Below are 23,368 nucleotides of genomic sequence, written 5' to 3'. Positions count from 1 at the left end.
CGCTTACGTGATATCCCGCTTCTGGTTGGCGGCCCAGCCCATGCCGAAGAACAGCATCGTCCAAGCCAGGAAGATCAACGCCGAAGCCCACCACGAGAACGCCCCGGGCGCGCCGGCCGTGTATTGCAACACCCACTTCGTCTCGTCGTCCAGTCCCGGAATCGCCACCCCGGCCGCACCGAACGCCTCGGCGCCGATAGCCCCGACGATCCCGTTCAAGGTCCCGTTGGGCAGCACGCCGCCGAGCCACTCCAGCCGGAGCCAGCCCCAGCCCACGAACACCAGCACGTTCTCCAGGACCAGCATGTAGATCGTCAGCGTGATGACACTGCCGACCACGCTCCGCCAGACCGCGCCGAGCCCGATGCCGAACAGCGTCGCGAGCGTGGTCGCCAGGATCCCGGCACCGAGCACGCCGAGCCACTGGCCGGCGGTCGGAAGACGGCCGCTGTCGACGGTCAGCACCGTGCCCAGGCTGGAAGCGGCGACGATGATGACGCCGTAGATCGCGCCCCAGCCGATGTAGGTGATCATCTTCGCGGTCAGTGCGGCGCCGCGGTTGGGCGCGGTCAGGAACGTCGTGGTGATCGTCTTCTTGGTGTACTCACCAGCGAGGGCGAAAACGCCGAAGATCATCGGGAAGATCGTGCCGATGTTGATCCCGTGGCCGAGCGCGAGGAGCCCGACGGGGAGTTCACCGGTCTTGATGCCCAGTGCCGCGGTGATCTCGCGGGTGTCGGAGCTGCCGAGGTAGTTGCTGAAGTTGTTGGTGATCGCGCCCCACCCCAGTGCGAACAGGAACGCGAAGAGCAGGGTCGGGATCATGAGGCCCCACCAGCTCTTGGTGGTGAGCGTCTTGCGGATCTCCGCCTTGATCAGGTTGCCCATCATTACTGCTGGCCTCCCCAGCCGTCGTTCTGGCCTTGCTGCGGGCCCTGTTGCTGCCCGGGCGGGGCTTGGTACGGACTCGGCTGCTGGTACTGCTGCGGCGGCGGACCTTGCTGGTACTGCTGGGGTGGCGGTGGTCCTTGCTGGTAGTACTGCTGTTGCGGTGGTTGCTGCTGGTAGCCCGGCGCGCTGAACTGCCCGGCGGTCAGCTGGAAGAAGAGCCGCTCGAGATCGGCGTGCTCCTCCTGCATGCCGTAGACGGCGATCCCGGCTTTCGCCGTGATGTCACCGATCTGCTGCACGGTCGCGCCGACGACGGCGACACGGCCGTCCGGTGTCGGCGAGACCTGCGTGAACCCGCCTTCCTGCAACGCCGCCACGAGCGCGTTGGCGTCCGCGGGCTGCACGAGCACGCGCGACTGCTGGCTCTTGCGCAACTGGTCGAGCGAGCCGTAGTAGCGCGTCATGCCCTGGCTGATGATGACGACCTGGTCGATGGTCTGCTCGACCTCATTGAGCAGGTGGCTCGACACCAGCACACTGCGACCCTCACGCGCGTAAGCACGCAGGAAGTTGCGCAGCCAAAGGATTCCTTCGGGGTCGAGGCCGTTGGCCGGCTCGTCCAGCACCAGCACCTGCGGGTTGCCGAGCAACGCCGTCGCGAGCGCCAGCCGCTGCTTCATCCCGAGCGAGAACCCACCCGCCTTGCGATCCGCCGCGGACGACAGGCCGACGAGCCCGAGCACCTCGTCGGCACGCTGGTCGGGCATGCCGATGGCCGCCGCGTAGACCCGCAGATGGTTGCGCGCGGTGCGAGCCGGGTGGAATCCCTCGTTCTCGAGCACCGAACCGACCACCCGCGCCGGGTTGCCGAGCTGATCGTGCGGGCGGCCGTTGATGGTCGCCGTGCCGGCGGTGGGTGTCACCAAACCGAGCAGCATGCGCAGGGTGGTTGTCTTGCCCGCGCCGTTCGGGCCGAGAAAGCCCGTCACCGTGCCGGGTTCCACCGTGAAACTCAGGTTCTGCACCGCGTTGACCGTGCCGAACTGCTTACTGAGATTTTGTACCGAGATGCGGCCACTGCCGTCGTGCATTCCGCCCCCTTCGTTTCCCCTGGGTTGATCCGCGCCATCCTGCCGTACCCCGGCGCCGCGCGCGTGCGGAACGGGCAGGAACGAGGCACGCGATTTTCGTCACGATCCGGCAGGGCCGGTCTTCACCCCGGACACACTTCGCTGGGGTTTTTGCAGCTGAATGCCCGATTCCGGCTGATCGACCCAACGGAAAACCAGTTGCGGGCCCAGCCGGTGAAGAAGTATTTAGGACAACTTCCCGACCCCGTGCAGCGAAGTCCGCCGTTATTACCTAAGCTGGTGACGGCGACCCGCTCCCAGTGACCCCCAGGCTGGTTGAGCGGGTCGCCCCTACAGCTTCCGCTTTCTGTGTTCGCGGATCGCGCTCACCAGCGGAGCTTCCGGTTTGAGTCTTGGGGGCCGAGCCCCCAAACCCCCCACGGTGCGTCACGTAATTGCTGGCGAGCGTGGCTGAGTCCAATGCTCGTGTGCATCGCCATCTGTCGACAGATGGCGATGATCTCGACTCCCGAAAAAGCATCAAGGGACCTTTACTGCCGTTTGGCGGTAGTAAAGCTCCCTTGATGCCGCGTGAGGTCAGGCGAGGACGGTGTCCACGGGGACGTAGGGGAGCTCGTGCGCGACGGCGACGGGCGCGTTGGTGAGCTGACCGGCGTGCGCGTTCAGGCCCTTCGCCAGGCTCGGGTTCGCCTTGAGCGCGGACTTCCAGCCGTGCTCCGCGAGCTGCACCGCGTAGGGCAGCGTGACGTTGGTGAGCCCGTACGTCGAGGTGCGCGGGACGGCGCCCGGCATGTTCGCGACGCAGTAGAACACCGAGTTGTGCACCTGGTAGGTCGGCTCGTCGTGCGTGGTCGGCCGCGAGTCGGCGAAGCAGCCGCCCTGGTCGATCGCGATGTCGACGAGCACGCTGCCCGGCTTCATCCGCGAGACGAGTTCGTTCGAGACCAGCTTCGGCGCCTTCGCGCCCGGTACCAGCACGGCACCGATGACCATGTCGGCTTCCAGCACGGCCTGCTCGACCGACAGCTTGTTCGACGTCACCGTGCGGATCCGGCCGCCGAAGTCGTTGTCGATCTGGCGGAGCCGGTCGACGTTCGTGTCGAGGATCTCGACGTCCGAACCGAGTCCGAGCGCCACGCGCGCGGCGTTGATGCCCGCGACACCGCCGCCGATCACGACAACCCGTGCCGGGTGCACACCGGGAATACCGCCGGGCAGGACGCCGCGGCCACCGCTCGGCTTCATCAGGGCGTACGCCCCGACCTGCGGTGCCAGCCGGCCCGCGACCTCGGACATCGGCGCGAGCAGCGGCAGCGCGCCGTTCGCGGTCTGCACGGTCTCGTAGGCGATCGCGGTGACGCCGGAGGCGAGCAGCGCGTCGGTCAGCGGCCGGTCCGCGGCGATGTGGAGGTAGGTGAACAGCACCTGGCCGGCACGCAGGCGCGGGTACTCCTCGGCGATCGGCTCCTTGACCTTGAGGACGAGCTCGCCCTCGGCCCAGGTGTCGTCGGCCGTCGCGAGCACCTTGGCGCCGGCGGCGAGGTACTCCTCGTCGGTGATGGACGAACCGAGTCCGGCGCCGGTCTCGACGAAGACGTCGTGGCCGCGCCCGGTCAGTTCGTGCACGCCCGCCGGGGTCAGCGCGACCCGGTACTCGTGCTTCTTGATTTCGCGGGGTACGGCGATACGCACGGCTGCCTCCTGCGGGGTTCCAATAGGACTGATGCCTACGGTGAGGCACCTCGTCCGCAGTGTCATCGTGCCACTGCGACAGTATTGCCGCACTTTCATAGTCGCCGCGAAACAAACTCTTGACCTCCACTTAGCTACAGGTAGCACCCTGGAAACCGGGATTCACCAGTGGGGAAAGGGAGCTCATGCGCGCGGTGTGGCTGAGGGAGTTCGGCGGGCCGGAAGTACTGGCCGGGGAAGAAACACCCGATCCGGTGACCGGGCCGGGGCAGGTGCTGGTCCAGGTCGCGTTCGCGAACATCACCTTTGTCGAGACGCAGTTCCGCGCGGGTAAACCGGGCCCGTTCCGGGTGGAGCCGCCGGTGATCCCCGGCAACGGCGTGGGCGGCGTGGTCAGCGCGGTCGGGGAAGGCGTCGACGCTGGACTCATCGGCACCAGGGTCGTCACGAGCACCGGCGGTTCGGGCGGTTACGCGCAGCAGGTGGCTGTCGACGCGGAGCTGCTCTTCGAGGTCCCGGACGAACTGGCGCTCGACACAGCTGTGGCGCTGCTCGCCGACGGCCGGACGGCGACGGGCTTGGTGCGGGCCGCGGTGATCAAGCCCGGGGAGCGCGTGCTCGTCGAGGCGGCGGCCGGGGGTGTCGGCAGCTTGCTCGTGCAGCTGGCGAAGGCGGCGGGCGCGGAAGTCGTCGGTGCGGCCGGCGGGACCAAGCTCGCCGAGGTCCGCGAGTTCGGGGCCGATCTGGCCGTCGACTATCGGGAGCCGGACTGGTCCGAGCGCGTCGGGCCGGTCGATGTCGTGTTCGACGGCGTCGGCGGGGATGTCGGGGCCACAGCGTTCCAGCTGCTTCGACGCGGCGGGCGGATGGTCGTCTTCGGGCTTTCCAGCGGGGACTGGACGCCGATCTCGGACGAAGAAGCGGAGGCGCGTGGTGTGGACGTCGTGCGCGGGATCGGAAATCCGGCGGAGATGCGCGAGTTCACGCGCAGCGCGTTGACCGAAGCCGCGGCGGGCCGGCTGCGTCCGGTGATCGGGCAACGCTTTCCACTCGAACGGGCCGCCGACGCGCACGCCGCGATGGAATCCCGCGTCACTGTGGGAAAAACGCTCCTGGACGTATGAAAAAGGTGGCCCGTCCCAGCGGACGGGCCACCTTCTCTTGGCGATTACCCGCGGTACGACGTCCAGGCGCTCTTCATCCGGGTGCCTTGTCCGGTGGTGAACTGCGTCATGCAGCTGTCGTAGCTGTAGTCCATGAAGTTCTTGATCGGGTCGGTGCCCGCGGCACTGCAGGTGTCGCGGCCGGTCGGGCAGCCCGACGCCGGGCTGGCCTCGGCGGGGGTGTCCGAAACGTAGTCACCCGAACCGGAGCAGCCGCCCTGGAAGGTGTGGTAGAGCCCGAGCCAGTGCCCGACCTCGTGAGTGGCGGTGTCGCCCTGGTTGAAGTTGGTGGCCGATCGGCCGGGGAACGACTCGTCGAGGATGACCACGCCGTCCATGGTCGGCGACGTGGAGTAGTCCCACGGGAAGGTCGCCCAGCCGAGCAGGTCGTTCCCGAGCGACGCGGTGTAGATGTTCAGCGCGTTCGAACTTCCCTTGTGCAGTGCCGTTTTCATCTGCCGCTCGGCGGTGGTGCCGTCGGTGATCCCGTTGTACCAGGCGGCTTTGTTGGTGTAGTCGGTGCTGGCTAGCGAGAAGCTGAAGCCAGCGCTCGAGTAGGCGCTGTTGAGCACCGAGATCTGCTGGCTGATCGTCGCCGCGGGCAGGGAACCGGTGGAGCCACTGGTGATCACGTGGACGTACACCGGGATGCTCGTCGCCGCGGCGACCCTGAGCGACTGGCCCTTGGCCGCGACACGCGAGCTCATGTCGGCTTCGATCGCGGCGGCCTGCGCCGGGTTCAGGTCGTTGGCGTGACCATCCTTGGATCGAGCGGCGGAGTGCTCTGGGGTGTAGCAGTCCGCGGTCGCCGTGGGTTGGGAGACGACCGTGGTGCTGCCGGCCGCGGTGCCAGGCACCACCAGGCTGGCGACGGTCAGCGCGGAAAGTGCGCCCAACTTCACGACTTTGCGGATGCGCTCCGGATAGCTCATTGGCACTCCTCGATCACGCTGGGAGACCGGAATGGTCGAGCGGAAAAGTAAGCCAGGGAATCACCCGATGCCATTTCTGGTGGTCACCGGCCGACATTCCGTTCCTTCGGCGGGAACCATGCAGCCCAAGACATATGGCGTTCGGCGTAACGACGTTGGGCCTTTCGGGCTAATCAGCTCCACCGCACCGCTATGAGCTGCACTGTCAGCGCCAGTCGGACATCCGGATCGTCCAGGTCCAAAGGCACCAATTCGAGCATTCGACGCATACGGTAGCGCAGGGTGTTGGGATGGATCCGCAATTCTTTGGCGGCCGCGCGAGGGTCACCTGGATGTCTCAGCCATTCGTACAACGTGTCGAGGTATCCGTCGTATGCGCGCAATTCCGTGAGCGGGCCGAGTTCGGCGACTTTCGCTCCGGCGGCGGCCGTCGCGCCCCGGTGCAGGACGAGCGCTGTCCATGCGTCGTCGAAGCTGACGACCTGACCGGGGACAAGCCCGGCGCGCAGGAGGGTGAGCGCCTCGTCGGCCTGGGCCTTGGACGTCGCGAGCGCGGTGATGTCGGCCGCGCTCCCGGCGGCGACGCGCGGTGTCGGCGTCCGGCTCGACGTCGGCAGCGCGACGAGCGCGTCGCGGAGCTCCGACCAGCTTTCCCCGTCCGGGACCAGCGCGTAGAGCAGTCCGCCCAGTTCGGCTGCCACCGGCCGTCTGCCGACACCCTGCGAAATCTTCTCCAGCAATGCCAGCCGCAGACCCTCTGCCCCAGGCGTGTCTCCGCCCGGCGCCTCGATCACGACCACTCGATGCGGTTCGTCGGACAGGTCCAGCTCGGTGATCACCTGACGAGTCATCGGTTTTCCCTGCAACACGCCACGCAATAGTTCGGCCGACGCCCGGCGCTGCGCGTCCGCATGCGCCCTGCGTCGCAGCAAATGCAGGGCGACCACCGGCGCCGCGTCGGCGAACGCGGCGGCCCGCTCGTCGGACACCGGCCCGGAAACCACCGCCCACATCGAGCCGAGCAACTCGCCGCCCATCCGGATCGGCACGATCAGCCGCGGCAACGTGCCGTCACGCTGGGCGGGCACGAAAACCGTTTGCCTGCCACGGGAAAGCTCACGGAACACGCCGCGCGACCGGAACTTCGCGAGCACGTCATCCGGAATCCGGCGGCCCATGATGGTGGAAATCCGTGCCGGGTCGGTGAGGTCTTGGCGCGCGGAGTAGGCGAGCACGCGGGAGTTGGTGTCCTCAATGGTCACCGGAGCGTCTACAACGGACGCGACCGCGTCGGCGAGCCGGAACAGATCGGCCGACTCCAAGCCGTCCTCAGTGGACTCCGCTTCGTCGGTGATGGCGTCGAGAACCGTCCGCAGCAACCAGACCAGCTGGGCCCACGACGTGGCGGCCTTGACCTCGATGAGTGCGATCCCGGCATCTTTCGCCGCCCGCTTCACCGCGGCCTTCCCGGCCAACGGCGGCTTCAGCAACACCGCCGCCGCGCCCTGCGACGCACTACCGCGGACCAGTTCGGCGGCCTGCTCGGCATCGCTCACCGCGACCCCGAGCACCACGTCGCCCGCCGAAAGCGGGCTCCCGGGCTCGAAGATGACGACATCGGCCACCGCCGGAGCCCCGTCCGGCACCGACAGCGCGCGTAACAGCGTCGGGCCGACCCGATCCACCACACTACGCACGGAAACCGCGGCGAGCTCAGCCATCAGACCACTTTAGACCGCCCCCGGCCCAACCCCGCCCGCCGAGCACACCTCGAGACCGCTCGTGAGTGTTTACGAGTGTTATATATGAGGTTCCCCCTTAGGACCGGACACCCTGATTCCTGGCATCGTGATGCCAGGGAAAGGATGTCCTGGTGGTTCGACGTATATATCCCGTGGAGTTCGTGAAAGACGCGGTGGCGCTGGTGGCGGCCCACCCGAAACGGCCGTTGGCCCAGACTGCCCGCGAACTCGGTGTCAACGCCGAGACGCTGCGCACCTGGGTCAGGACCGCGAAGAAAGCGCAGGAGGCGCCACCGGACCAGCCTGAGGACAGCGACGAGGTCCGGGCGCTGCGCAAACGGGTCGCGGAACTCGAGGTGGAGAAGGACATTCTCCGCAAAGCAGCCGCCTATTTTGCCAAAGAGATGGATCGTTGACCTACCGCTATCGGTTCATCTCCGAACACCGCGCCCAGTTCACCGTGACCCGGTTATGCCAGGTCCTGGGCATCCGACGGCAGGGCTACCACGAATGGATCCGGTCGGAGGCCACCCGCGCGGCGCGAGCGGACGCCGACCGGGAACTGGCCGGAGTGATCACCGAGATCCACACCGCCCACCACGGCACCTACGGCGCACCGAGGATCACCGCGGAACTCCGCCGGCGAGGCCATGTGGTGAACCACAAACGGGTGGAACGGCTCATGGCCGCGCACGGCCTGGCCGGGAGCACCCGCCGCAAACGCCGCTCGCTGACCACACCCGCCACCACCCCGGTGGCGGCGGTGACCGATCTGATCGGGCGGGATTTCTCCGCCACCGCACCAGGACAGCGCCTCGTCGGGGACATCACCTATCTGCCGACGTCGGCTGGGTGGCTGTATTTGGCCACGGTGATCGACCTGCACAGCCGGGAGGTGGTCGGCCACGCCATGGCCGACCACCTGCGCACCGATCTGGTCTGTGACGCGATCACCCTGGCCACCACGAGAGGACTCATCGACGACGACGCGGTGTTCCATTCCGATCGCGGGGTGCAGTACACCTCCGACCAGTTCCGGAAAGCGTTGGCAGAGCAGCGAATCCGGCCGTCGATCGGGAGAACGGGGTCGTGTTACGACAACGCGGTCGCGGAGTCGTTCTTCGCCACCCTCAAAGCCGAGATCGGCACGACGTTCTGGCCCAGCCGGGCCGAGGCCCGACGTGACGTTTTTCGTTACCTGCGCTATTACAACCACGACCGACTGCACTCGACGGTGGGTTACCGCACCCCGGCAGAAACCCGGATCGGGTACCGTTCTCAACACGCAGCATGAAACCCGGTGTCCGCTCCCCGGGGGGAACCTCATATAGAACACTTGTTGCCACTCACGACTCTGCACGTACGCGTGGCGCTAGCGGCTCAGTACCTGCCCGAGGACGTTCCAGAGCGTGCCTGCCGGGTCTTCGACCGCGGCGGGGGTGCGCCAGGCGACGACGCCATCGGGGCGGATGAGGGTTGCGCCACCGTCCGAGAGGCCATAGCGGGTGGCGAAATCGGGAGAGGTGAAGTCCGTTCCCGCCACGAAACAGCTGATCTCGACCCCGATCTCGGTGGAGATGTCAGTGGCCGCGTCGCGCCAGGACGTAGAACGGGCGAGCAGTACCCAGCCACGGCCCAGTAAGTCCACAGTGGACGAACCAGGGCCCGCGATGGCCGTATCGGGAGCGCGGAACCCGGGACGCCCGCTCGGCTCGAACGGGTTTTCGGTGCGCTCACCCGAATCCTCGGCCAGAACCGCCGAAGACACATAACGAAACCCGAGGATCCCGGCCACCGGATCCACCGGCGGAGTCAGCTCGCTGACGTCGAGATCGGGCCGCATCCGCTGCTTCATGTTGTGCAACGAGGTGTCGACGACCATGGTCGCGATCGGCCTGCGCTCCGCGTCGTACGTGTCCAGTAGCTCGGAGCCCGCTTCGTCGCGCAAGACAGCGGCGAGTTTCCAGGCCAGGTCGTGTCCGTCGCCGACGGCGGTGTTCCCGCCCTGTCCGCCGGTCGGCGGGGTCACCTTGGCGGCGTCACCGACGAGGAACACCCGCCCGTCACGAAAACGGGAGGCCACCCGAGCCCCGATCTCCCAAGGCCCGATCCAGCGGATCGCCGGTTCGAGGTCGGGCAGGTCGGTGGCGATCCGGATCATCCGCGTCAGCCGGTCCGCGGTGAAATCCTCGACCTTCTCGCCCTTTTCCGGGAAGTAGTCCGGCGCGAAGACGAACCGGCCCGGGATGTCGGTGTTGCAGAAGCCCGCGGTGAAGCCCGGATTCTGCAAGTAGTACAGGTCGGTGACGTCCGGCTTGAGCCGCTCGCCGAGGTCGGCGTCGAACACCACACCGATGTTGTGGCCGATGATGCCCGGCCCGGTCGACGGGATGCCGAGCCGCTCGCGGACCGGGCTGCGCCCACCGTCGGCGGCGACCAGATACCGCGCACGCACGGTGGTTTCCTCGCCGGTGTCCCGATGCCGCAGCAACGCCGTGACGCCGTCGGCGTCCTGTTCGAACGACACCAGCTCGGTGCGGAACCGCACCCGCCCGCCGAACTTTTCGGCCCGCGCCAGCATGATCGGCTCGACGACCTCCTGGCCGGCCATCCCGTGGGGCATCGACGTCGCGCCGCTCATGTCGACGTCGTCGCTGTCCTCGATGATCTGGTGGAACACCGGCCCGTCGAGGCTCGGCGCGACCGTGATCCGCAACCCCTGCGACGCGCGGCCGCTGGCGTCGAGCACGTCGGCGTCGATGCCCGCCCACCGGAAAAGCTCCATCGTGCGCCAGTTCTGGCCCGTCGCGCGTGGGTGGATGGCCGTGCTCGCGTGCCGTTCGACCGTGAGCACGGCCACCCCGTGTTGCGCCAGGAACATGGTGGCCGAGAGCCCGCCGAGCCCCGCCCCGACCACCAGTACCGCTGTCCGTTCCTCGGTCATCACCCCTCCAAAGTGTCTCTCTAAGTAAGTATCTTAGCTAGAGAGATACTTTGGAAGCAACCTTTTTCGGGTACCACCGTGTCTTCGGCCATGGCTTGAAGATCGACAACTGGGTCGCGATGAGCAGCAGCGTGAGCCCGGCCGTCATCGCGCTGACCATCATGATCGAGGTGTCCCCGATCGGCTCGTTCCTGATCGCGGCGTCGGACGCGGTCTCGAACGCGGGCATCACCAGGAAGCTGCCGCCGATGAGCAACGCGACGTTGAACGCCAGCTTCACGAGCACCCAGTGGTAGCGCACCAGGCCCCATTTGGTGCCCAGCCCCAGGAGCACCCCGCTGATCAGGGTGAGGGCGGCGGCCGGGAAGTAGAAGATGCCGCCCAGGATGCCGGCGACGATGCGCACGCTGCGCGTCACCACCGGGTCGGAGTCGAGCTGCCCGATCAGGCCAAGTGTCAGCAACGCCAGTTCGATGCCGACCCACCCGACCGAGCAGACGACATGGGTGAGTAAGAACCATCGGCGGGTCCCTGCCCGCATTCGCCAATCGGTAATTGCCATAGTTTGAGAATCACGGGCGGCGGGCACCGTGTCGTCGTGCCCTGAGCGGCAGTTCCCGGTACGCCCGATGGTGTACGTGCCTCTCAGCACGTGGGAAACGATTGGGCCAACCCGCATCCGGAGCTAACGTCGGCGTAACACGTTGGACTAATCAGCGCAAGGAGAGAACCCCTGATGACGGACTCATCCGACACCTCGGCCTGGTCCTTCGAGACCAAGCAGATCCACGCGGGCGCGGCACCCGACACCGCGACAGGTGCCAGGGCGACGCCGATCTACCAGACCACCTCCTACGTCTTCCGCGACAGCCAGCACGGAGCCGACCTGTTCAGCCTCGCCGAGCCCGGCAACATCTACACGCGGATCATGAACCCGACCCAGGACGTCCTCGAGCAGCGCCTCGCCGCGCTCGAAGGCGGTGTCGCCGCGCTGGCGTTCGCTTCGGGTTCGGCCGCCACCACCGCCGCGATCCTCAACCTCGCGAGCTCGGGCGACCACTTCGTCTCCAGCCCGTCGCTGTACGGCGGCACGTACAACCTCTTCCACTACACGCTGCCGAAGCTCGGCATCGAGGTCACCTTCGTGGAGGACCAGGACGACTTGGAGCAGTGGCGCGCCGCGGTCCGCCCGAACACCAAGCTGTTCTTCGGCGAGACGCTGGCCAACCCGGGCAGCAATGTGCTCGACATCCGCGGCGTGGCCGACGTCGCGCACGAGGCCGGGGTACCGCTCGTCGTCGACAACACCATCCCGACGCCGTTCCTGCTGCGCCCGATCGAGCACGGCGCCGACATCGTCGTCCACTCCGCCACCAAGTACCTCGGCGGGCACGGCACCACGGTCGCCGGTGTCCTCGTCGACGGCGGCACGTTCGACTACGGCAAGAACCCCGAGAAGTTCCCCGGTTTCAACGAGCCCGACCCGAGCTACGGCGGCCTCAAGTACTGGGAAGCCCTCGGCCCCGGCGCGTACGCGGCCAAGGCGCGCGTCCAGATCCTGCGTGACACCGGTGCCGCGATCGCACCCCTCAACAGTTTCCTGATCCTGCAAGGTATCGAGACGCTTTCGCTGCGCCTGGAGCGGCACGTGGCCAACGCGCAAGCACTGGCCGAGTGGCTCGAGGGGCGCGACGAGGTCGAAAAGGTCTACTACGCCGGCCTTCCGTCGAGCCCGTTCTACCAAGCGGCGCAGAAATACCTGCCGAAGGGCGCGGGCGCGGTGCTCTCGTTCGACCTGCGCGGCGGTGTCGAGGCCGGCCGCAAGTTCGTCGACGGCACCGAGTTGCACAGCCAGCTGGTCAACATCGGTGACGTGCGCAGCCTCATCGTGCACCCGGCGAGCACCACCCACGCCCAGCTTTCGGCCGGTGAGCAGCTCGCCAGCGGGGTCACGCCCGGCCTGGTCCGGCTGTCGGTCGGGCTCGAAGGCATCGAGGACCTCAAGGCGGACCTCGAAGCCGGCTTCCGGGCGGCGAAGGCCGCTCTGTGACATCACCCGGTGAGGATCCCCAGCCCGTCACCGGCGCGTGGCGGGCAGGGGATCCCCCTGGACGCAGGCAGTGGGTCACCGGCGGTGAGCTCCGGCTCGACGCCGGTGGCGTGCTGCCCGCGTTCTCCCTCGCCTACGAAACCTGGGGCACGCTGAATTCCGACGCCTCCAACGCGGTGCTCGTCGAACACGCGCTGACCGGCGATTCGCATATCACCGGGCCCATCGAGGACGGGCATCCGACGGCCGGTTGGTGGAGTGACCTGATCGGCCCCGGCCGGGCCATGGACACCGATGAACTGTTCGTCGTCGTGCCGAACGTGCTCGGCGGCTGTCAGGGCTCGACCGGGCCGTCGTCGCTCGACCCCGACGGAAAGCCTTGGGGCAGCAGGTTTCCCTTGGTGACTCCCCGCGACCAGGTCGTCGTGGAGACGGCGCTGGCCGACGCACTCGGTGTCGCGCGATGGGCCGCGGTACTCGGCGGCTCGATGGGTGGCATGCGTGCGCTCGAATGGGCCGTCATGTTCCCCGAGCGCGTCGAATCGTTGCTGGTACTGGCATCGACGGCGGCAGCGTCGGCCGAGCAGATCGCCTGGGCGTCGCCTCAGCTGCACGCGATCACTTCCGATCCGGGCTGGCGCGGCGGTGACTACTACGACGCCGCTCCCGGTGAAGGCCCGCATCGCGGACTCGGCGTCGCGCGCCGGATCGCGCACGTCACCTATCGCAGCGAGCCGGAACTCACCGACCGATTCGGACGTCATGACCAGGACGGCGAGGACGCGTTGCGCGGCGGGCGATTCGCCATCGAGTCCTATTTGGACCATCACGCCGACAAGCTCGTCCGGCGGTTCGACGCGGGCAGTTACGTGACGCTCACCCGGTCGATGAACGCGCACGACGTCGGCCGTGACCGGGGCGGAGTGGCCGAGGCGCTCGAGCGGGTCACCGCGCGTTCGGTGGTCGCCGGTGTGGACAGTGATCGGCTTTACCCGCTGTACCAGGCGAAATCGCTCGCCGAAGGCCTCGGCAGTGAGCCGGCGGTGATCACTTCCCCATACGGGCACGACTCTTTCCTCATCGAGACCGATCAGATAGCCGCGCTCGTCAAGTCCCTGCTCGGGTGACTGGAGCCGTCCGGATTCCACCTGGATGGCCGAAAGACTGGCCGGGCCCGACGGGGAAGAGTTGAGACGCCCGAAGGGGAGGCGTTGAGGCCGATGCGCGGTGCAAGGGGAGATCCCGGCGAAGACGGCGTGGCGTGGCCGCAGGAGTCGTTTCTCGGGCGGCTGCGGAGTTCCGAACGCGAGGAGTTGCTCGCGCTCGCCGGGCATGCGACGTATGAGCCGCAGTCGCACCTGATTCTGGAAGGTGACGAGGGCGGTTTTGTCACTTTTGTTTACAGTGGCCAAGTCAAGGTCGTCGTACAGGCCGATGGGGGAGACGAGCATCTGCTCGGCATCCGGGCCAAGGGCAGTCTGCTGGGCGAACTTTCCTACACCGACGGCAATCGGCGTTCGGCGTCGGTGGTCGCGGTGACGCAGGTCCGCGCGGCGAGCGTCAGCTGGGAGAAGTTCGACGGTTATCTCCGATCGCATCCGCAGCTGGCGATGGAGGTCGCGCGCGTGATCGCGACCCGGTTGCGTGCCTCGGACGAAAGCCACCGCGAAATCCGCAGTCACGCGGTACCGGCGCGGGTCGCCAAGCTGCTGTTTTCTCTCACCGACGACTTCGACGAGCGGTTCGCCCAGTGGGGCGCGGTGATCCACCTCAGCCAGGCCGAGCTCGCGCAGCTGGTCCACGCCGCCGAAGTCACGGTGAACCGGGTGCTCGGCGAATTCCGCCGCAGGCAGATCGTGCGGACCACTTATCGCAAGATCGTCATACCCTGCGTGATCTGTCTCGACCGTTTGGCGACCGCACTGTCCGCCGACCCGAAAGACGACAGGAAAGACATCGTGGGATGTGGTGGCACGCAGCCGCACGGTTCAGCGTGATGGCCTCACAGATGGCGTAGTAACAGGGAGGTAGCCATCTCAAGGCAAGAAAGAATTCCGGTGGACCGAAACCTGACGGCCTGGCCCGCGTCGAGCCTGCTCGGGCGGCTTCAGCCCGCGGTGCGCGCGGGGTTGCTCGAACTGGGCTTCGAACGCGAGTTCCCCCGTAACCACACCATGGTCGAACACGGCGGCCACAACGACCGGACCCTGTTGCTCCTGCGCGGCGCGGCCAAGATCGTCGTGTCCTCCGAGGACGGCAGGGTCGTCCTGCTCGGCATGGTCCGCGATGGCGATCTCGCGGGCGAGATGACCGCCATCGATCCGCAGGAGAGCTCGGCCAACGTGGTCACCTGTGTGCGCACCACCGCACGGGTCATCGACAGCCGGGCGCTCAAGGATTTCCTGCGCAGGCAACCGGAAGCGCATTTCGCGGTGACCCGGATGATCATCGAGCGGCTGCGCGAGGCGAACCGGCGTCGCGTCGACTACGGCCTCGCCGCGTTGTGCAAACTGGCCAGGGTCATGGTCGAACTGACCGGCAAATTCGGCGCGGACGTCGACGGGCGCTACGAAATTGTCGGCTGCCTGACCCAAGCGGAATTGGGTTCATTGGCCGGAATGGCGACCAGGACCGTCGAAGAGCAACTCGGTGAGCTGCAGAAACGGGATATCATCGAGCTTTCGTACCGCAAGATCGTGGTGAATGATCTGGAGCGGCTACGTAAAGTCGCCAAGCTCCCGGCGGAGATTCCGCGTTGACGCGTATTCGATAGGCCATCCGTGTCACATAGTTGCGGTAACGTTCACAGACCGCGCACGCATTTCCGGAAGGTCGAAGGGTTTTGATCAGTTACAAGTCCAGGCACTATTCGATGGCCATTGTGGACATCGAGAAGTTCGGTACCCGCAATAACGCCGACCAGTCGTGGCTCAGGGCGCGGATGTACGAAATGGTGGAAAAGGCGATCGAAGCCGCGGGGCTGGACTGGTCGCGATGCGAGCGCGAGGACCGGGGTGACGCGGTCATCCTGCTGATCCCCGCGGACGAGGCCAAGCAGGACATCTCGGACGGTTTTGTGCGGCAGTTGAACACCGAGCTGATCCGCTATGCCGCGCGCACCACCGGCACGGTGAAGATGAGGATGCGGCTCGCGCTGCATTTCGGCGAAGTCGGCCACGACGGCAACGGCTGGGTCGGCGGTGATCTGAACTCGTGCTGCCGCCTGGTCGATTTGCCCGAACTCGAGCTCACCCTGCAGAAGCACCAGGAGACGAACCTGGCGCTGGTCGTGTCCAACCAGTGGTACGACGCCGTCGTCCGGCACAACCCCGGACTGGTGGACCATCTGAAGTACCGCCGCATTTCCTTCGTGGCCAAGGAACTCCGGGACATCGCCTGGATCCATGTCCCCGAGAGTCCGCTGCGGCTGCGGAGGCCGGTGCGCACTGTCGTCACCCTCCACGCCGGCTGACCCCGGGGAAAGGTGGCGTCACCGCGTTCCGGCGACGATCCTGCCGGACATCTCCGCTGGTCAGGTGAGGGGTCGTGAGTGACAAGTGTTCTAACACTCGTAAACACTCACGACCCCCACGCGCCTGACCGCCGGAACGCCACATTTGGCGTTCCATCAATATTCCCCGGGGAAGGATTAGTCCGCGACGGCGTCCGAGATCCAGGGGGCGACGGGGAGATCGCGTTCCAGGCACTCCGCGGAGAGCCTGATCGTCCACCGGAGGGCCTGCAGCACCAGGCTGTCGACCTCTTCGGGGGCGGCGTTGGCGAGCGCGATCTCGACCTGCTCCTCGGCGGCCTCGGTGTTGCCGTGCACCTCGGCCAGCAGGGTTCGCACAGCCGTGCGGACCGGCGGGTCGGCCTGGTCGATCGAGACCTCTTCGCCGTCCTCGTCGAACACCTGGACCTTGACCGGCGCGCTGCCGCCGTCGCCCAGTGTCGACACCATCGCGCTGCACTCACCGAAGAGCAGCAACATCAGTTCCCTGGTCTCCGCCGACCGTTTCTGGGGCTCGACGGCAGACGGCGCCACCTCGTCGAGAGCTTCGGCGTCGTCGCCGAGGCTGATCGCGACGAGGGCGCGTTGCGCCTTCTCGACGAGCCTTCGCTCGTCCTCGCTCCTGTCGGGCTGCACGTGCCTATCAAACACCAGCCCGCAAGGATTTGGGGCCGGTGTTTACTTCAGTGGCCACTCGGATGATCATTTCGCGGCGTGCAGTGCACCCAGCGCGAGCTGGACGAGCAACTCCGCGAGCTCTTCGTCACCGAGATGGCGGTTGTACGGGGTGGAGTTGATCAGGCCGAACACGGCGTGCGCCGCTGACCGGGCGTGTCGCTCACCGACGCCGGGAACCGCGGCTGAGATCGCCGTCACCCAGACTTCGACGTAGCGGCGCTGTAAACCGCGCACCTGCTTGCGATCGGCGTCGGTGAGGTTCGCGAGGTTGCGTTCCTGCACGGTGATCAGCGCGGGGTGCTCGAGCGCGAAGTCGACGTGGAAGCGCACCAGCCGGGTAAGCACCGTGTGGGGGTCACCCGGTTGTTCCGCGCGGGCGACGCCGCCTTCGAGGAGGAACTGGCTGATCGAGTTCAGCATCTCCCCGAGCATCGAGTCCTTGCTGCGGAAGTGCCGGTAGAGCGCGGGGCCGGAGATGCCGACGGCCGCGCCGATGTCGTCGATTCCCACCCCGTGGAAACCGTGGTGGGCGAACAGCTCCGCGGCGGCGGTCAGGATTTGTTCCCGCCTGTTCGCTTTTTCGCCATTCACTAGCGGGGTGGGGTTGACGGGCATGCGCTTATCTTATGGCCGCAAGTTAGCGAGCGCTAACAACCGTCCGTGACCTGCTACGACTTCCTGCGTGAGCCAAGCGGGTGGCAGTCGATGTGACGCTTCCCTGTGAGGATGTCACCTGGTAGTGATACAACGCGTTACCACGTCACAAAGGAGTGACCCATGGCCGTCCCTGTCCGGAAAATCTCCCGCCTCTGGATCCGAAGCTTCGCGGCCCTGGGGGTCGCCCTGCTTGCCATGCTTGGCCTGACCGGCACCGCCAGCGCGGTCAAGGCCACCAACTACGTCGCGCTCGGCGACTCCTACTCCTCCGGGGTGGGCGCCGGCAGTTACGGCAACTCCGGCAGTTGCAAGCGCAGTTCCAACGCGTACCCGCAGTTGTGGGCCAACGCGCACGCCGGCACCACGTTCACCTTCGTCGCCTGCTCGGGCGCGCGGACCGGGGACGTGCTCAACCAGATCAACTCGGTCACCTCGGCGGCGACACTGGTCACCGTCTCGGTCGGTGGCAACGACGCCGGTTTCGCCGACGTGATCACCACCTGCACCCTCAACTCCGACCAGACCTGCCTGGATCGGGTGAACACCGCGAAGAACTACGCGAACAACACGTTGCCCCCGCTCCTCGACAACGTCTACGCGAAGATCAAGCAGAAAGCGCCGAGCGCCCGGGTCATCGTGCTGGGCTACCCGCGCTTCTACACCGTCCCCGGTTCGTGCAACGTCGGCCTGAGTGACACCAAGCGCTCCGCGATCAACTCCGGCGCGGACACGCTGGCCAGTGTCATCTCGAGCCGGTCCGCCGCGGCGGGGGCGACCTTCGTGGACGTGCGCGGCAACTTCGCCGGGCACAACATCTGCTCGAACGGCGACGTGTGGCTGAACAGCCTCACCTGGCCGGTCGACGAGTCCTATCACCCGAAGGCGTCCGGCCACTCCGGTGCCTACTATCCGGCGCTGCGAGCCGTTACCGGCTAGTACGTCGTAGCGTTGCTGTCGTCCGCTGGACAGTCAGGTTAGCGGTCGCTAACATTCTTGGTGTTGTTAACGACCGCTAACCTGCTGTGCCGGCTGGACGATGAGGAGCCATGGACACGCCTGTACTGAGCAGCTCTGCCGACCCGCGGAGCGACGAGTACGCCCGTAGCGCCACTTCGCACGCCGAACTCGTCGAGGACCTGCGCAAGCGGTTGTCGGTGGCCCGGCTGGGTGGCCCGGAGAAGTCCCGCACGCGGCACGTCGAACGAGGCAAACTGCTGCCCCGCGACCGCGTCGACACGCTGCTCGACCCGGGTTCGCCGTTCCTGGAGCTCTCGCCGCTCGCCGCCACCGGCCTGTACGACGACGAAGCGCCGTCCGCGGGCATCATCACCGGCATCGGCCGCGTCTCCGGGCGCGAATGCGTGATCGTCGTCAACGACGCCACGGTCAAGGGCGGGACGTACTACCCGCTGACCGTCAAGAAACACCTGCGTGCCCAGGAAGTGGCGCTGCACAACAACCTTCCGTGCATCTACCTGGTGGACTCCGGCGGTGCGTTCCTGCCGCGCCAGGACGAGGTGTTCCCCGACCGTGAGCACTTCGGCCGGATTTTCTACAATCAGGCGACGATGTCGGCGCGCGGGATCCCGCAGATCGCCGCCGTGCTCGGCTCCTGCACCGCCGGTGGCGCGTATGTCCCGGCTATGAGCGACGAAGCGGTCATCGTGCGCAACCAGGGCACCATCTTCCTCGGCGGCCCGCCGCTGGTGAAGGCCGCGACCGGTGAGGTCGTCACGGCCGAGGAACTCGGCGGCGGTGACGTCCACGCGCGGCAGTCCGGGGTAACCGACCATCTCGCGAACGACGACGCGCACGCGCTGTCGATCGTCCGGTCGATCGTGTCGACGCTCGGCCCGCGCACGCCCAGGCCTTGGGACGTCCAGCCGACCGAAGAGCCCGTTGCCGATCCCGCCGAGCTGTACGGCGTGGTGCCGACGGATTCGCGCACGCCGTACGACGTCCGCGAAGTGATCGCGAGGATCGTCGACGGCAGCCGGTTCGCCGAATTCAAAAAGGAATACGGCGCGACACTCGTGACCGGCTTCGCACATGTCCACGGCCACCCGGTCGGGATCATCGCCAACAACGGCGTGCTGTTCGCCGAGTCGGCGATGAAGGGCGCGCACTTCATCGAGCTGTGCGACAAGCGCTCGATTCCGTTGCTGTTCCTGCAGAACATCAGCGGGTTCATGGTCGGCCGCGCCTACGAAGCCGGCGGTATCGCCAAGCACGGCGCGAAAATGGTCACCGCGGTGGCCTGCGCGCGGGTGCCGAAACTGACGGTGATCATCGGCGGTTCGTTCGGCGCCGGGAACTACTCGATGTGTGGCCGGGCGTATTCGCCGCGGTTCCTGTGGATGTGGCCCAACGCGCGGATTTCGGTGATGGGTGGCGAGCAGGCGGCGTCGGTGCTGTCAACGGTCCGCCGCGACGGTATCGAAGCCCGCGGCGGCGAATGGTCCACAGAGGACGAAGAGACTTTCAAGGACCCGATCCGGGAGCAGTACGAGGCTCAGGGGAGCCCGTACTACTCGACGGCGCGGCTGTGGGACGACGGCGTGATCGACCCCGCGGACACCCGCACGGTCGTCGGTCTCGCTTTGTCGGCCGCGGCCAACGCGCCGCTGGAACCGGTCAACTACGGCGTCTTCCGAATGTGAGTTGAAAATGTTCGACACTGTTCTGGTCGCCAACCGTGGCGAAATCGCCGTCCGGATCATCCGGACGTTGCGGGACATGGGCATCCGGTCGGTCGCGGTGTACAGCGACGCTGACGCCGATGCCAAGCATGTCCGTGAGGCGCATACCGCTGTCCGGATCGGACCCGCCGAGGCCGCACGGAGTTACTTGTCCATTCCGGCGATCATTCAGGCGGCAATCGATACCGGCTCTCAAGCGGTGCATCCAGGGTATGGTTTTCTGGCTGAAAACGCGGTGTTTGCTCGTGAGTGTATTGACGCCGGTCTGGTGTTCATCGGCCCGCCGGTGAGCGCGATCGACGCGATGGGCGACAAGATCCGCGCGAAGGCGACGGTGTCGGCCGCCGGTGTTCCCGTCGTACCAGGAAAGTCCGATGTGGACATTCCCGAAGGTGGGTTCGCGGAGGCCGCCGCCGAGGTCGGCTATCCGTTGCTGCTCAAGCCGTCCGCGGGTGGTGGCGGTAAAGGCATGCGGCTCGTCAACGCCGAGGGTGAACTCGCCGACGCGATCGAGTCGGCCCGCCGTGAGGCCAAGGGTTCGTTCGGCGATGACACGTTGCTGATGGAACGCTTCGTCACCACACCAAGGCATATCGAGATCCAGGTGCTCGCCGACACCCACGGCAACGTGATCCACCTCGGTGAGCGTGAGTGCAGTCTTCAGCGGCGGCACCAGAAGATCATCGAAGAGGCGCCGTCGATCCTGCTGGACGAGGTGAGCCGGGAGCGGATGGGTTCCGCGGCCGTCGAAGCGGCCCGGTCCTGTGGTTACGTCGGCGCGGGGACCGTCGAGTTCATCGTGTCCGCCAAGGCGCCGGACGAGTTCTTCTTCATGGAGATGAACACACGGCTCCAGGTCGAGCACCCGGTGACGGAGATGGTGACCGGGCTGGATCTGGTGGAGTGGCAGGTCAAGATCGCCGCCGGGGAACACCTGACCGTCGCGCAGTCCGACGTCGAACTGCGCGGGCACGCGGTGGAAGCCCGGGTGTACGCCGAAGATCCGTCCCGCGGTTTCATCCCGACCGGCGGCACCGTGCTCGCCGTGCACGAACCGTCGGGCGACGGTGTCCGCGTCGACTCCTGGATGACCGAAGGCGCGGTGATCGGCTCGAACTACGACCCGATGATCGCCAAGGTCATCGCCTGGGGACCGGACCGCGCCGCCGCGTTGCACCGGCTGGACCTCGCGCTCGCCGACACCGCACTACTCGGCGTCGGCACCAACATCTCGTTCCTGCGTGGGCTTCTCGCCGACGACGAGGTCCGAGCCGGACGGCTCGACACCGAGCTGGTCGAACGTCGTCTGTCCACTTTGGTCACTGGTGGCGTCGCCGAGGAGTTCTTCGTCGCGGCCGCGCTGGACAAACTGCTCGCATTGCAGCCGAAAGGGCCGATCGTGGACCCGTGGGACATCCCGAACGGCTGGCGCAGTGGCGGTTCCGGCGGGGTGACGTTCCGGCTCCGCTCGGGTGACGTCGAATCCGTGGTCTGTGTCGAAGGCATTCCGGCCGCCGCCTCGGTCACTGTGGACGGTGGCGAGTCGGCCCGGTATTCCGCGCGCTGGGACAACGGTGTGCTGGAAGTCCGGCACCCCAACGGTTTCCGTCGTTACCGGCACGCCCAAGGCGCCGGGACGACGGTGTGGCTCGCCCGCGACGGACAGTGTGTCGCGATCGGCCAGCAGGCGAACATCCTTGCCTCCCAGGGTGAAGCGGCCGGTGGTGGCCCGGTCACGAGCCCGATGCCGGGCACCGTACTGGTCGTCAAGGTCGCGAAGGGTGACGTCGTGAGCGCGGGGACCCCGCTGATCGTCGTCGAAGCGATGAAGATGGAACACACCATCACCGCACCGGTGGACGGTGTCGTGAGCGAGCTCCATGTCCGGGCCGGCCAACAGGTCGCGCTGGACGAAGCACTAGCCGTGGTGACCCCACAGGAGAGCACATGATCGACTTCCGCTTGGACGAAGAGTACGAGGCCTTGCGCAAGACCGTCGAGGACTTCGCGCAGGCGGAAGTCGCTCCGGTCATCGGCGGGTTCTACGAGCGGGAGGAGTTCCCGTACGAGATCACCGCGAAGATGGGCGAGATGGGCCTGTTCGGCCTGCCGATCTCCGAGGAGTTCGGGGGCATGGGCGGCGACTACTTCGCCCTGTGCGTGGCTCTTGAGGAGCTCGCCCGCGTCGACTCGTCCGTCGCGATCACGCTCGAAGCCGGGGTTTCCCTTGGTGCGATGCCGATCTACCGCTTCGGCACCCAGGCGCAGAAGGAACAGTGGCTGCCGACGCTGAGCGCCGGTGAGGCGCTGGGCGCGTTCGGGCTGACCGAGCCGGGTGGTGGCTCGGACGCCGGTGCCACTCGCACCCGCGCGGCCGAGGACGGCGGCGACTGGGTGATCAACGGCAGCAAGTCGTTCATCACGAACTCGGGCACCGATATCACCAAACTGGTCACCGTCACCGCCGTCACCGGGGTGAAGGAGAACGGCCGCAAGGAGATCTCCGCGATCATCGTGCCTTCGGGCACGCCGGGTTTCGAGGTGGCGCCGAAGTACTCGAAGGTCGGCTGGAACGCCTCCGACACGCACGGTCTGTCCTTTTCGGACTGCCGGGTGCCGGTCGAGAACCTCGTCGGCGAACGCGGCCGCGGGTACGCCCAGTTCCTGTCCATTCTGGACGAAGGCCGGGTGGCGATCGCCGCCGTCAGCGTCGGTCTCGCGCAAGGCTGCGTCGACGAATGCCTGCGGTACGTCGGCGAGCGCGAGGCGTTCGGCCACAAGATCGGTTCGTACCAGGTGCTCCAGTTCAAGATCGCCGACATGGAGGTCCGGACGCACACCGCCCGGCTCGCCTACTACGCGGCGGCGTCGAAGATGCTGCGCGGCGAACCCTTCAAGAGGGAAGCCGCGATCGCGAAGCTCGTCGCGTCGAACGCGGCCATGGAGAACGCCCGCGACGCCACCCAGATCTTCGGCGGCTACGGCTTCATGAACGAGTACCCCGTCGGCCGCTTCTACCGCGACGCCAAGATCCTCGAAATCGGCGAAGGCACCAGCGAGGTCCAGCGCATGCTCATCTCCCGGGAACTCGGCCTCAAGTAACCCCCTCGTCCAGCGGCTTGCTCGACGGTCCGTGAAGGCCACGTTGAGGGACTCAGAGTCCCTCAACGTGGCCTTTGAACCGCCCCGGGTTTGGTGGAGGCTCCATCGTGTGAGTGAGGATGGAGTTATGGCCAAGTCGTCGAGGCACCCGCGTGTGGTGCGTGAGCGCGCGGTTGCGCTGGTGTTTGAGCAGGTAGAGCAGTATTCGTCGCAGTG

General features: G+C 66.8%; 21 protein-coding genes. 12 read left to right on the top strand and 9 right to left on the bottom strand.

Features of this window, described 5'->3' with window-relative positions; translation table 11 throughout:
• Positions 1-3: 3 nt before the first annotated feature.
• The 3 genes from VGP60_RS05710 to ald form a co-directional block, all read right to left on the bottom strand.
• The gene (locus VGP60_RS05710; protein WP_327546845.1) at positions 4-888 is read right to left on the bottom strand and encodes an ABC transporter permease subunit; all 885 of its coding nucleotides are present in this window, start codon (positions 886-888) and stop codon (positions 4-6) included.
• Between the two features lie 2 nt (positions 889-890).
• Positions 891-1,982, bottom strand: coding sequence for an ABC transporter ATP-binding protein (locus VGP60_RS05705; RefSeq protein WP_327546797.1), 1,092 nt, complete (start codon positions 1,980-1,982; stop codon positions 891-893).
• 576 nt (positions 1,983-2,558) lie between these two features.
• Entirely contained in the window at positions 2,559-3,674 is a 1,116-nt protein-coding gene (gene ald / locus VGP60_RS05700; RefSeq protein ID WP_327546796.1) for an alanine dehydrogenase, read from the bottom strand.
• Between the two features lie 185 nt (positions 3,675-3,859).
• Here ald and VGP60_RS05695 point away from each other — a divergent pair, with 185 nt between their 5' ends.
• Positions 3,860-4,798, top strand: coding sequence for a zinc-binding dehydrogenase (locus VGP60_RS05695; RefSeq protein ID WP_327546795.1), 939 nt, complete (start codon positions 3,860-3,862; stop codon positions 4,796-4,798).
• A gap of 44 nt (positions 4,799-4,842) precedes the next feature.
• Here VGP60_RS05695 and VGP60_RS05690 read toward each other — a convergent pair whose 3' ends face one another.
• Positions 4,843-5,769, bottom strand: coding sequence for a zinc metalloprotease (locus VGP60_RS05690; RefSeq protein ID WP_327546794.1), 927 nt, complete (start codon positions 5,767-5,769; stop codon positions 4,843-4,845).
• Positions 5,770-5,942: 173 nt separating this feature from the next.
• Positions 5,943-7,490, bottom strand: coding sequence for a helix-turn-helix domain-containing protein (locus VGP60_RS05685; protein WP_327546793.1), 1,548 nt, complete (start codon positions 7,488-7,490; stop codon positions 5,943-5,945).
• A 152-nt stretch (positions 7,491-7,642) separates the two neighbouring features.
• Between VGP60_RS05685 and VGP60_RS05680 the strand changes: the two genes are divergently transcribed.
• Positions 7,643-7,927, top strand: coding sequence for a transposase (locus VGP60_RS05680; protein WP_327546792.1), 285 nt, complete (start codon positions 7,643-7,645; stop codon positions 7,925-7,927).
• Complete coding sequence (locus VGP60_RS05675) at positions 7,924-8,805, top strand: IS3 family transposase (protein ID WP_327546791.1); 882 nt, start codon at positions 7,924-7,926, stop codon at positions 8,803-8,805. The genes VGP60_RS05680 and VGP60_RS05675 overlap by 4 nt, the downstream gene beginning before the upstream one ends.
• Before the next feature lie 78 nt (positions 8,806-8,883).
• On the opposite strand, the gene rdmE is transcribed toward VGP60_RS05675, so the two are convergent.
• Together rdmE and VGP60_RS05665 are read right to left on the bottom strand one after the other, a co-directional pair.
• Complete coding sequence (gene rdmE / locus VGP60_RS05670) at positions 8,884-10,455, bottom strand: aklavinone 12-hydroxylase RdmE (protein ID WP_327546790.1); 1,572 nt, start codon at positions 10,453-10,455, stop codon at positions 8,884-8,886.
• Positions 10,456-10,492: 37 nt separating this feature from the next.
• Positions 10,493-10,996, bottom strand: a complete 504-nt coding sequence (locus VGP60_RS05665) for a hypothetical protein (RefSeq protein ID WP_327546789.1) — start codon at positions 10,994-10,996, stop codon at positions 10,493-10,495.
• Positions 10,997-11,191: 195 nt separating this feature from the next.
• Between VGP60_RS05665 and VGP60_RS05660 the strand changes: the two genes are divergently transcribed.
• The 5 genes from VGP60_RS05660 to VGP60_RS05640 all read left to right on the top strand — a co-directional run bounded on the left by VGP60_RS05660 (position 11,192) and on the right by VGP60_RS05640 (position 15,977).
• Positions 11,192-12,505: a bifunctional o-acetylhomoserine/o-acetylserine sulfhydrylase gene (locus VGP60_RS05660; RefSeq protein ID WP_327546788.1), complete on the top strand. Its 1,314-nt coding sequence runs from the start codon at positions 11,192-11,194 to the stop codon at positions 12,503-12,505.
• On the top strand, positions 12,502-13,632 hold the full coding sequence (gene metX, locus VGP60_RS05655; RefSeq protein ID WP_327546787.1) for a homoserine O-acetyltransferase MetX: 1,131 nt from the start codon (positions 12,502-12,504) through the stop codon (positions 13,630-13,632). The genes VGP60_RS05660 and metX overlap by 4 nt, the downstream gene beginning before the upstream one ends.
• Before the next feature lie 93 nt (positions 13,633-13,725).
• Positions 13,726-14,502, top strand: coding sequence for a Crp/Fnr family transcriptional regulator (locus tag VGP60_RS05650; RefSeq protein ID WP_327546786.1), 777 nt, complete (start codon positions 13,726-13,728; stop codon positions 14,500-14,502).
• A 60-nt stretch (positions 14,503-14,562) separates the two neighbouring features.
• The gene (locus VGP60_RS05645) at positions 14,563-15,264 is read left to right on the top strand and encodes a Crp/Fnr family transcriptional regulator (protein WP_327546785.1); all 702 of its coding nucleotides are present in this window, start codon (positions 14,563-14,565) and stop codon (positions 15,262-15,264) included.
• A gap of 83 nt (positions 15,265-15,347) precedes the next feature.
• Positions 15,348-15,977 carry a hypothetical protein gene (locus VGP60_RS05640; protein ID WP_327546784.1) on the top strand — a complete coding sequence of 210 codons (630 nt, stop codon included), beginning with the start codon at positions 15,348-15,350 and terminating at the stop codon, positions 15,975-15,977.
• Between the two features lie 177 nt (positions 15,978-16,154).
• Here the strand turns inward: VGP60_RS05640 and VGP60_RS05635 are convergent, their stop codons facing one another.
• Both VGP60_RS05635 and VGP60_RS05630 read right to left on the bottom strand, forming a co-directional pair.
• A complete protein-coding gene (locus VGP60_RS05635) occupies positions 16,155-16,652 on the bottom strand; it encodes a hypothetical protein (protein WP_327546783.1) in 498 nt (165 codons plus the stop codon).
• Positions 16,653-16,718: 66 nt separating this feature from the next.
• Positions 16,719-17,309, bottom strand: coding sequence for a TetR/AcrR family transcriptional regulator (locus tag VGP60_RS05630; protein ID WP_327546782.1), 591 nt, complete (start codon positions 17,307-17,309; stop codon positions 16,719-16,721).
• A gap of 162 nt (positions 17,310-17,471) precedes the next feature.
• On the opposite strand from VGP60_RS05630, the gene VGP60_RS05625 reads away from it, so the two are divergent.
• The 4 genes from VGP60_RS05625 to VGP60_RS05610 all read left to right on the top strand — a co-directional run bounded on the left by VGP60_RS05625 (position 17,472) and on the right by VGP60_RS05610 (position 23,152).
• Positions 17,472-18,287: an SGNH/GDSL hydrolase family protein gene (locus VGP60_RS05625; RefSeq protein WP_327546781.1), complete on the top strand. Its 816-nt coding sequence runs from the start codon at positions 17,472-17,474 to the stop codon at positions 18,285-18,287.
• 110 nt (positions 18,288-18,397) lie between these two features.
• Positions 18,398-20,011: a carboxyl transferase domain-containing protein gene (locus VGP60_RS05620; RefSeq protein WP_327546780.1), complete on the top strand. Its 1,614-nt coding sequence runs from the start codon at positions 18,398-18,400 to the stop codon at positions 20,009-20,011.
• 7 nt (positions 20,012-20,018) lie between these two features.
• Positions 20,019-22,001 (top strand): acetyl-CoA carboxylase biotin carboxylase subunit, encoded by a 1,983-nt coding sequence (locus VGP60_RS05615; RefSeq protein WP_327546779.1) that lies wholly within the window; start codon positions 20,019-20,021, stop codon positions 21,999-22,001.
• Positions 21,998-23,152, top strand: a complete 1,155-nt coding sequence (locus VGP60_RS05610) for an acyl-CoA dehydrogenase family protein (protein ID WP_327546778.1) — start codon at positions 21,998-22,000, stop codon at positions 23,150-23,152. The genes VGP60_RS05615 and VGP60_RS05610 overlap by 4 nt, the downstream gene beginning before the upstream one ends.
• Positions 23,153-23,368 lie beyond the last annotated feature (216 nt).

Origin of the sequence: Amycolatopsis sp., assembly GCF_036008905.1 — a bacterium.
Lineage (GTDB): Bacteria > Actinomycetota > Actinomycetes > Mycobacteriales > Pseudonocardiaceae > Amycolatopsis.
Note: the sequence above shows the minus strand (reverse complement) of the source record. Positions and strands in the feature narration are given on the sequence as shown.

Coding starts and splice junctions, on each gene's coding strand:
- VGP60_RS05685 (WP_327546793.1), bottom strand. CDS start 7,490: ATGGCTGAGCTCGCCGCGGTTTCCGTGCGTAGTGTGGTGGATCGGGTC.
- VGP60_RS05650 (WP_327546786.1), top strand. CDS start 13,726: ATGCGCGGTGCAAGGGGAGATCCCGGCGAAGACGGCGTGGCGTGGCCG.
- VGP60_RS05695 (WP_327546795.1), top strand. CDS start 3,860: ATGCGCGCGGTGTGGCTGAGGGAGTTCGGCGGGCCGGAAGTACTGGCC.
- VGP60_RS05615 (WP_327546779.1), top strand. CDS start 20,019: ATGTTCGACACTGTTCTGGTCGCCAACCGTGGCGAAATCGCCGTCCGG.
- VGP60_RS05630 (WP_327546782.1), bottom strand. CDS start 17,309: ATGCCCGTCAACCCCACCCCGCTAGTGAATGGCGAAAAAGCGAACAGG.
- VGP60_RS05665 (WP_327546789.1), bottom strand. CDS start 10,996: ATGCGGGCAGGGACCCGCCGATGGTTCTTACTCACCCATGTCGTCTGC.
- VGP60_RS05625 (WP_327546781.1), top strand. CDS start 17,472: ATGGCCGTCCCTGTCCGGAAAATCTCCCGCCTCTGGATCCGAAGCTTC.
- VGP60_RS05620 (WP_327546780.1), top strand. CDS start 18,398: ATGGACACGCCTGTACTGAGCAGCTCTGCCGACCCGCGGAGCGACGAG.
- VGP60_RS05690 (WP_327546794.1), bottom strand. CDS start 5,769: ATGAGCTATCCGGAGCGCATCCGCAAAGTCGTGAAGTTGGGCGCACTT.
- VGP60_RS05710 (WP_327546845.1), bottom strand. CDS start 888: ATGGGCAACCTGATCAAGGCGGAGATCCGCAAGACGCTCACCACCAAG.
- VGP60_RS05660 (WP_327546788.1), top strand. CDS start 11,192: ATGACGGACTCATCCGACACCTCGGCCTGGTCCTTCGAGACCAAGCAG.
- rdmE (WP_327546790.1), bottom strand. CDS start 10,455: ATGACCGAGGAACGGACAGCGGTACTGGTGGTCGGGGCGGGGCTCGGC.
- VGP60_RS05705 (WP_327546797.1), bottom strand. CDS start 1,982: ATGCACGACGGCAGTGGCCGCATCTCGGTACAAAATCTCAGTAAGCAG.
- VGP60_RS05610 (WP_327546778.1), top strand. CDS start 21,998: ATGATCGACTTCCGCTTGGACGAAGAGTACGAGGCCTTGCGCAAGACC.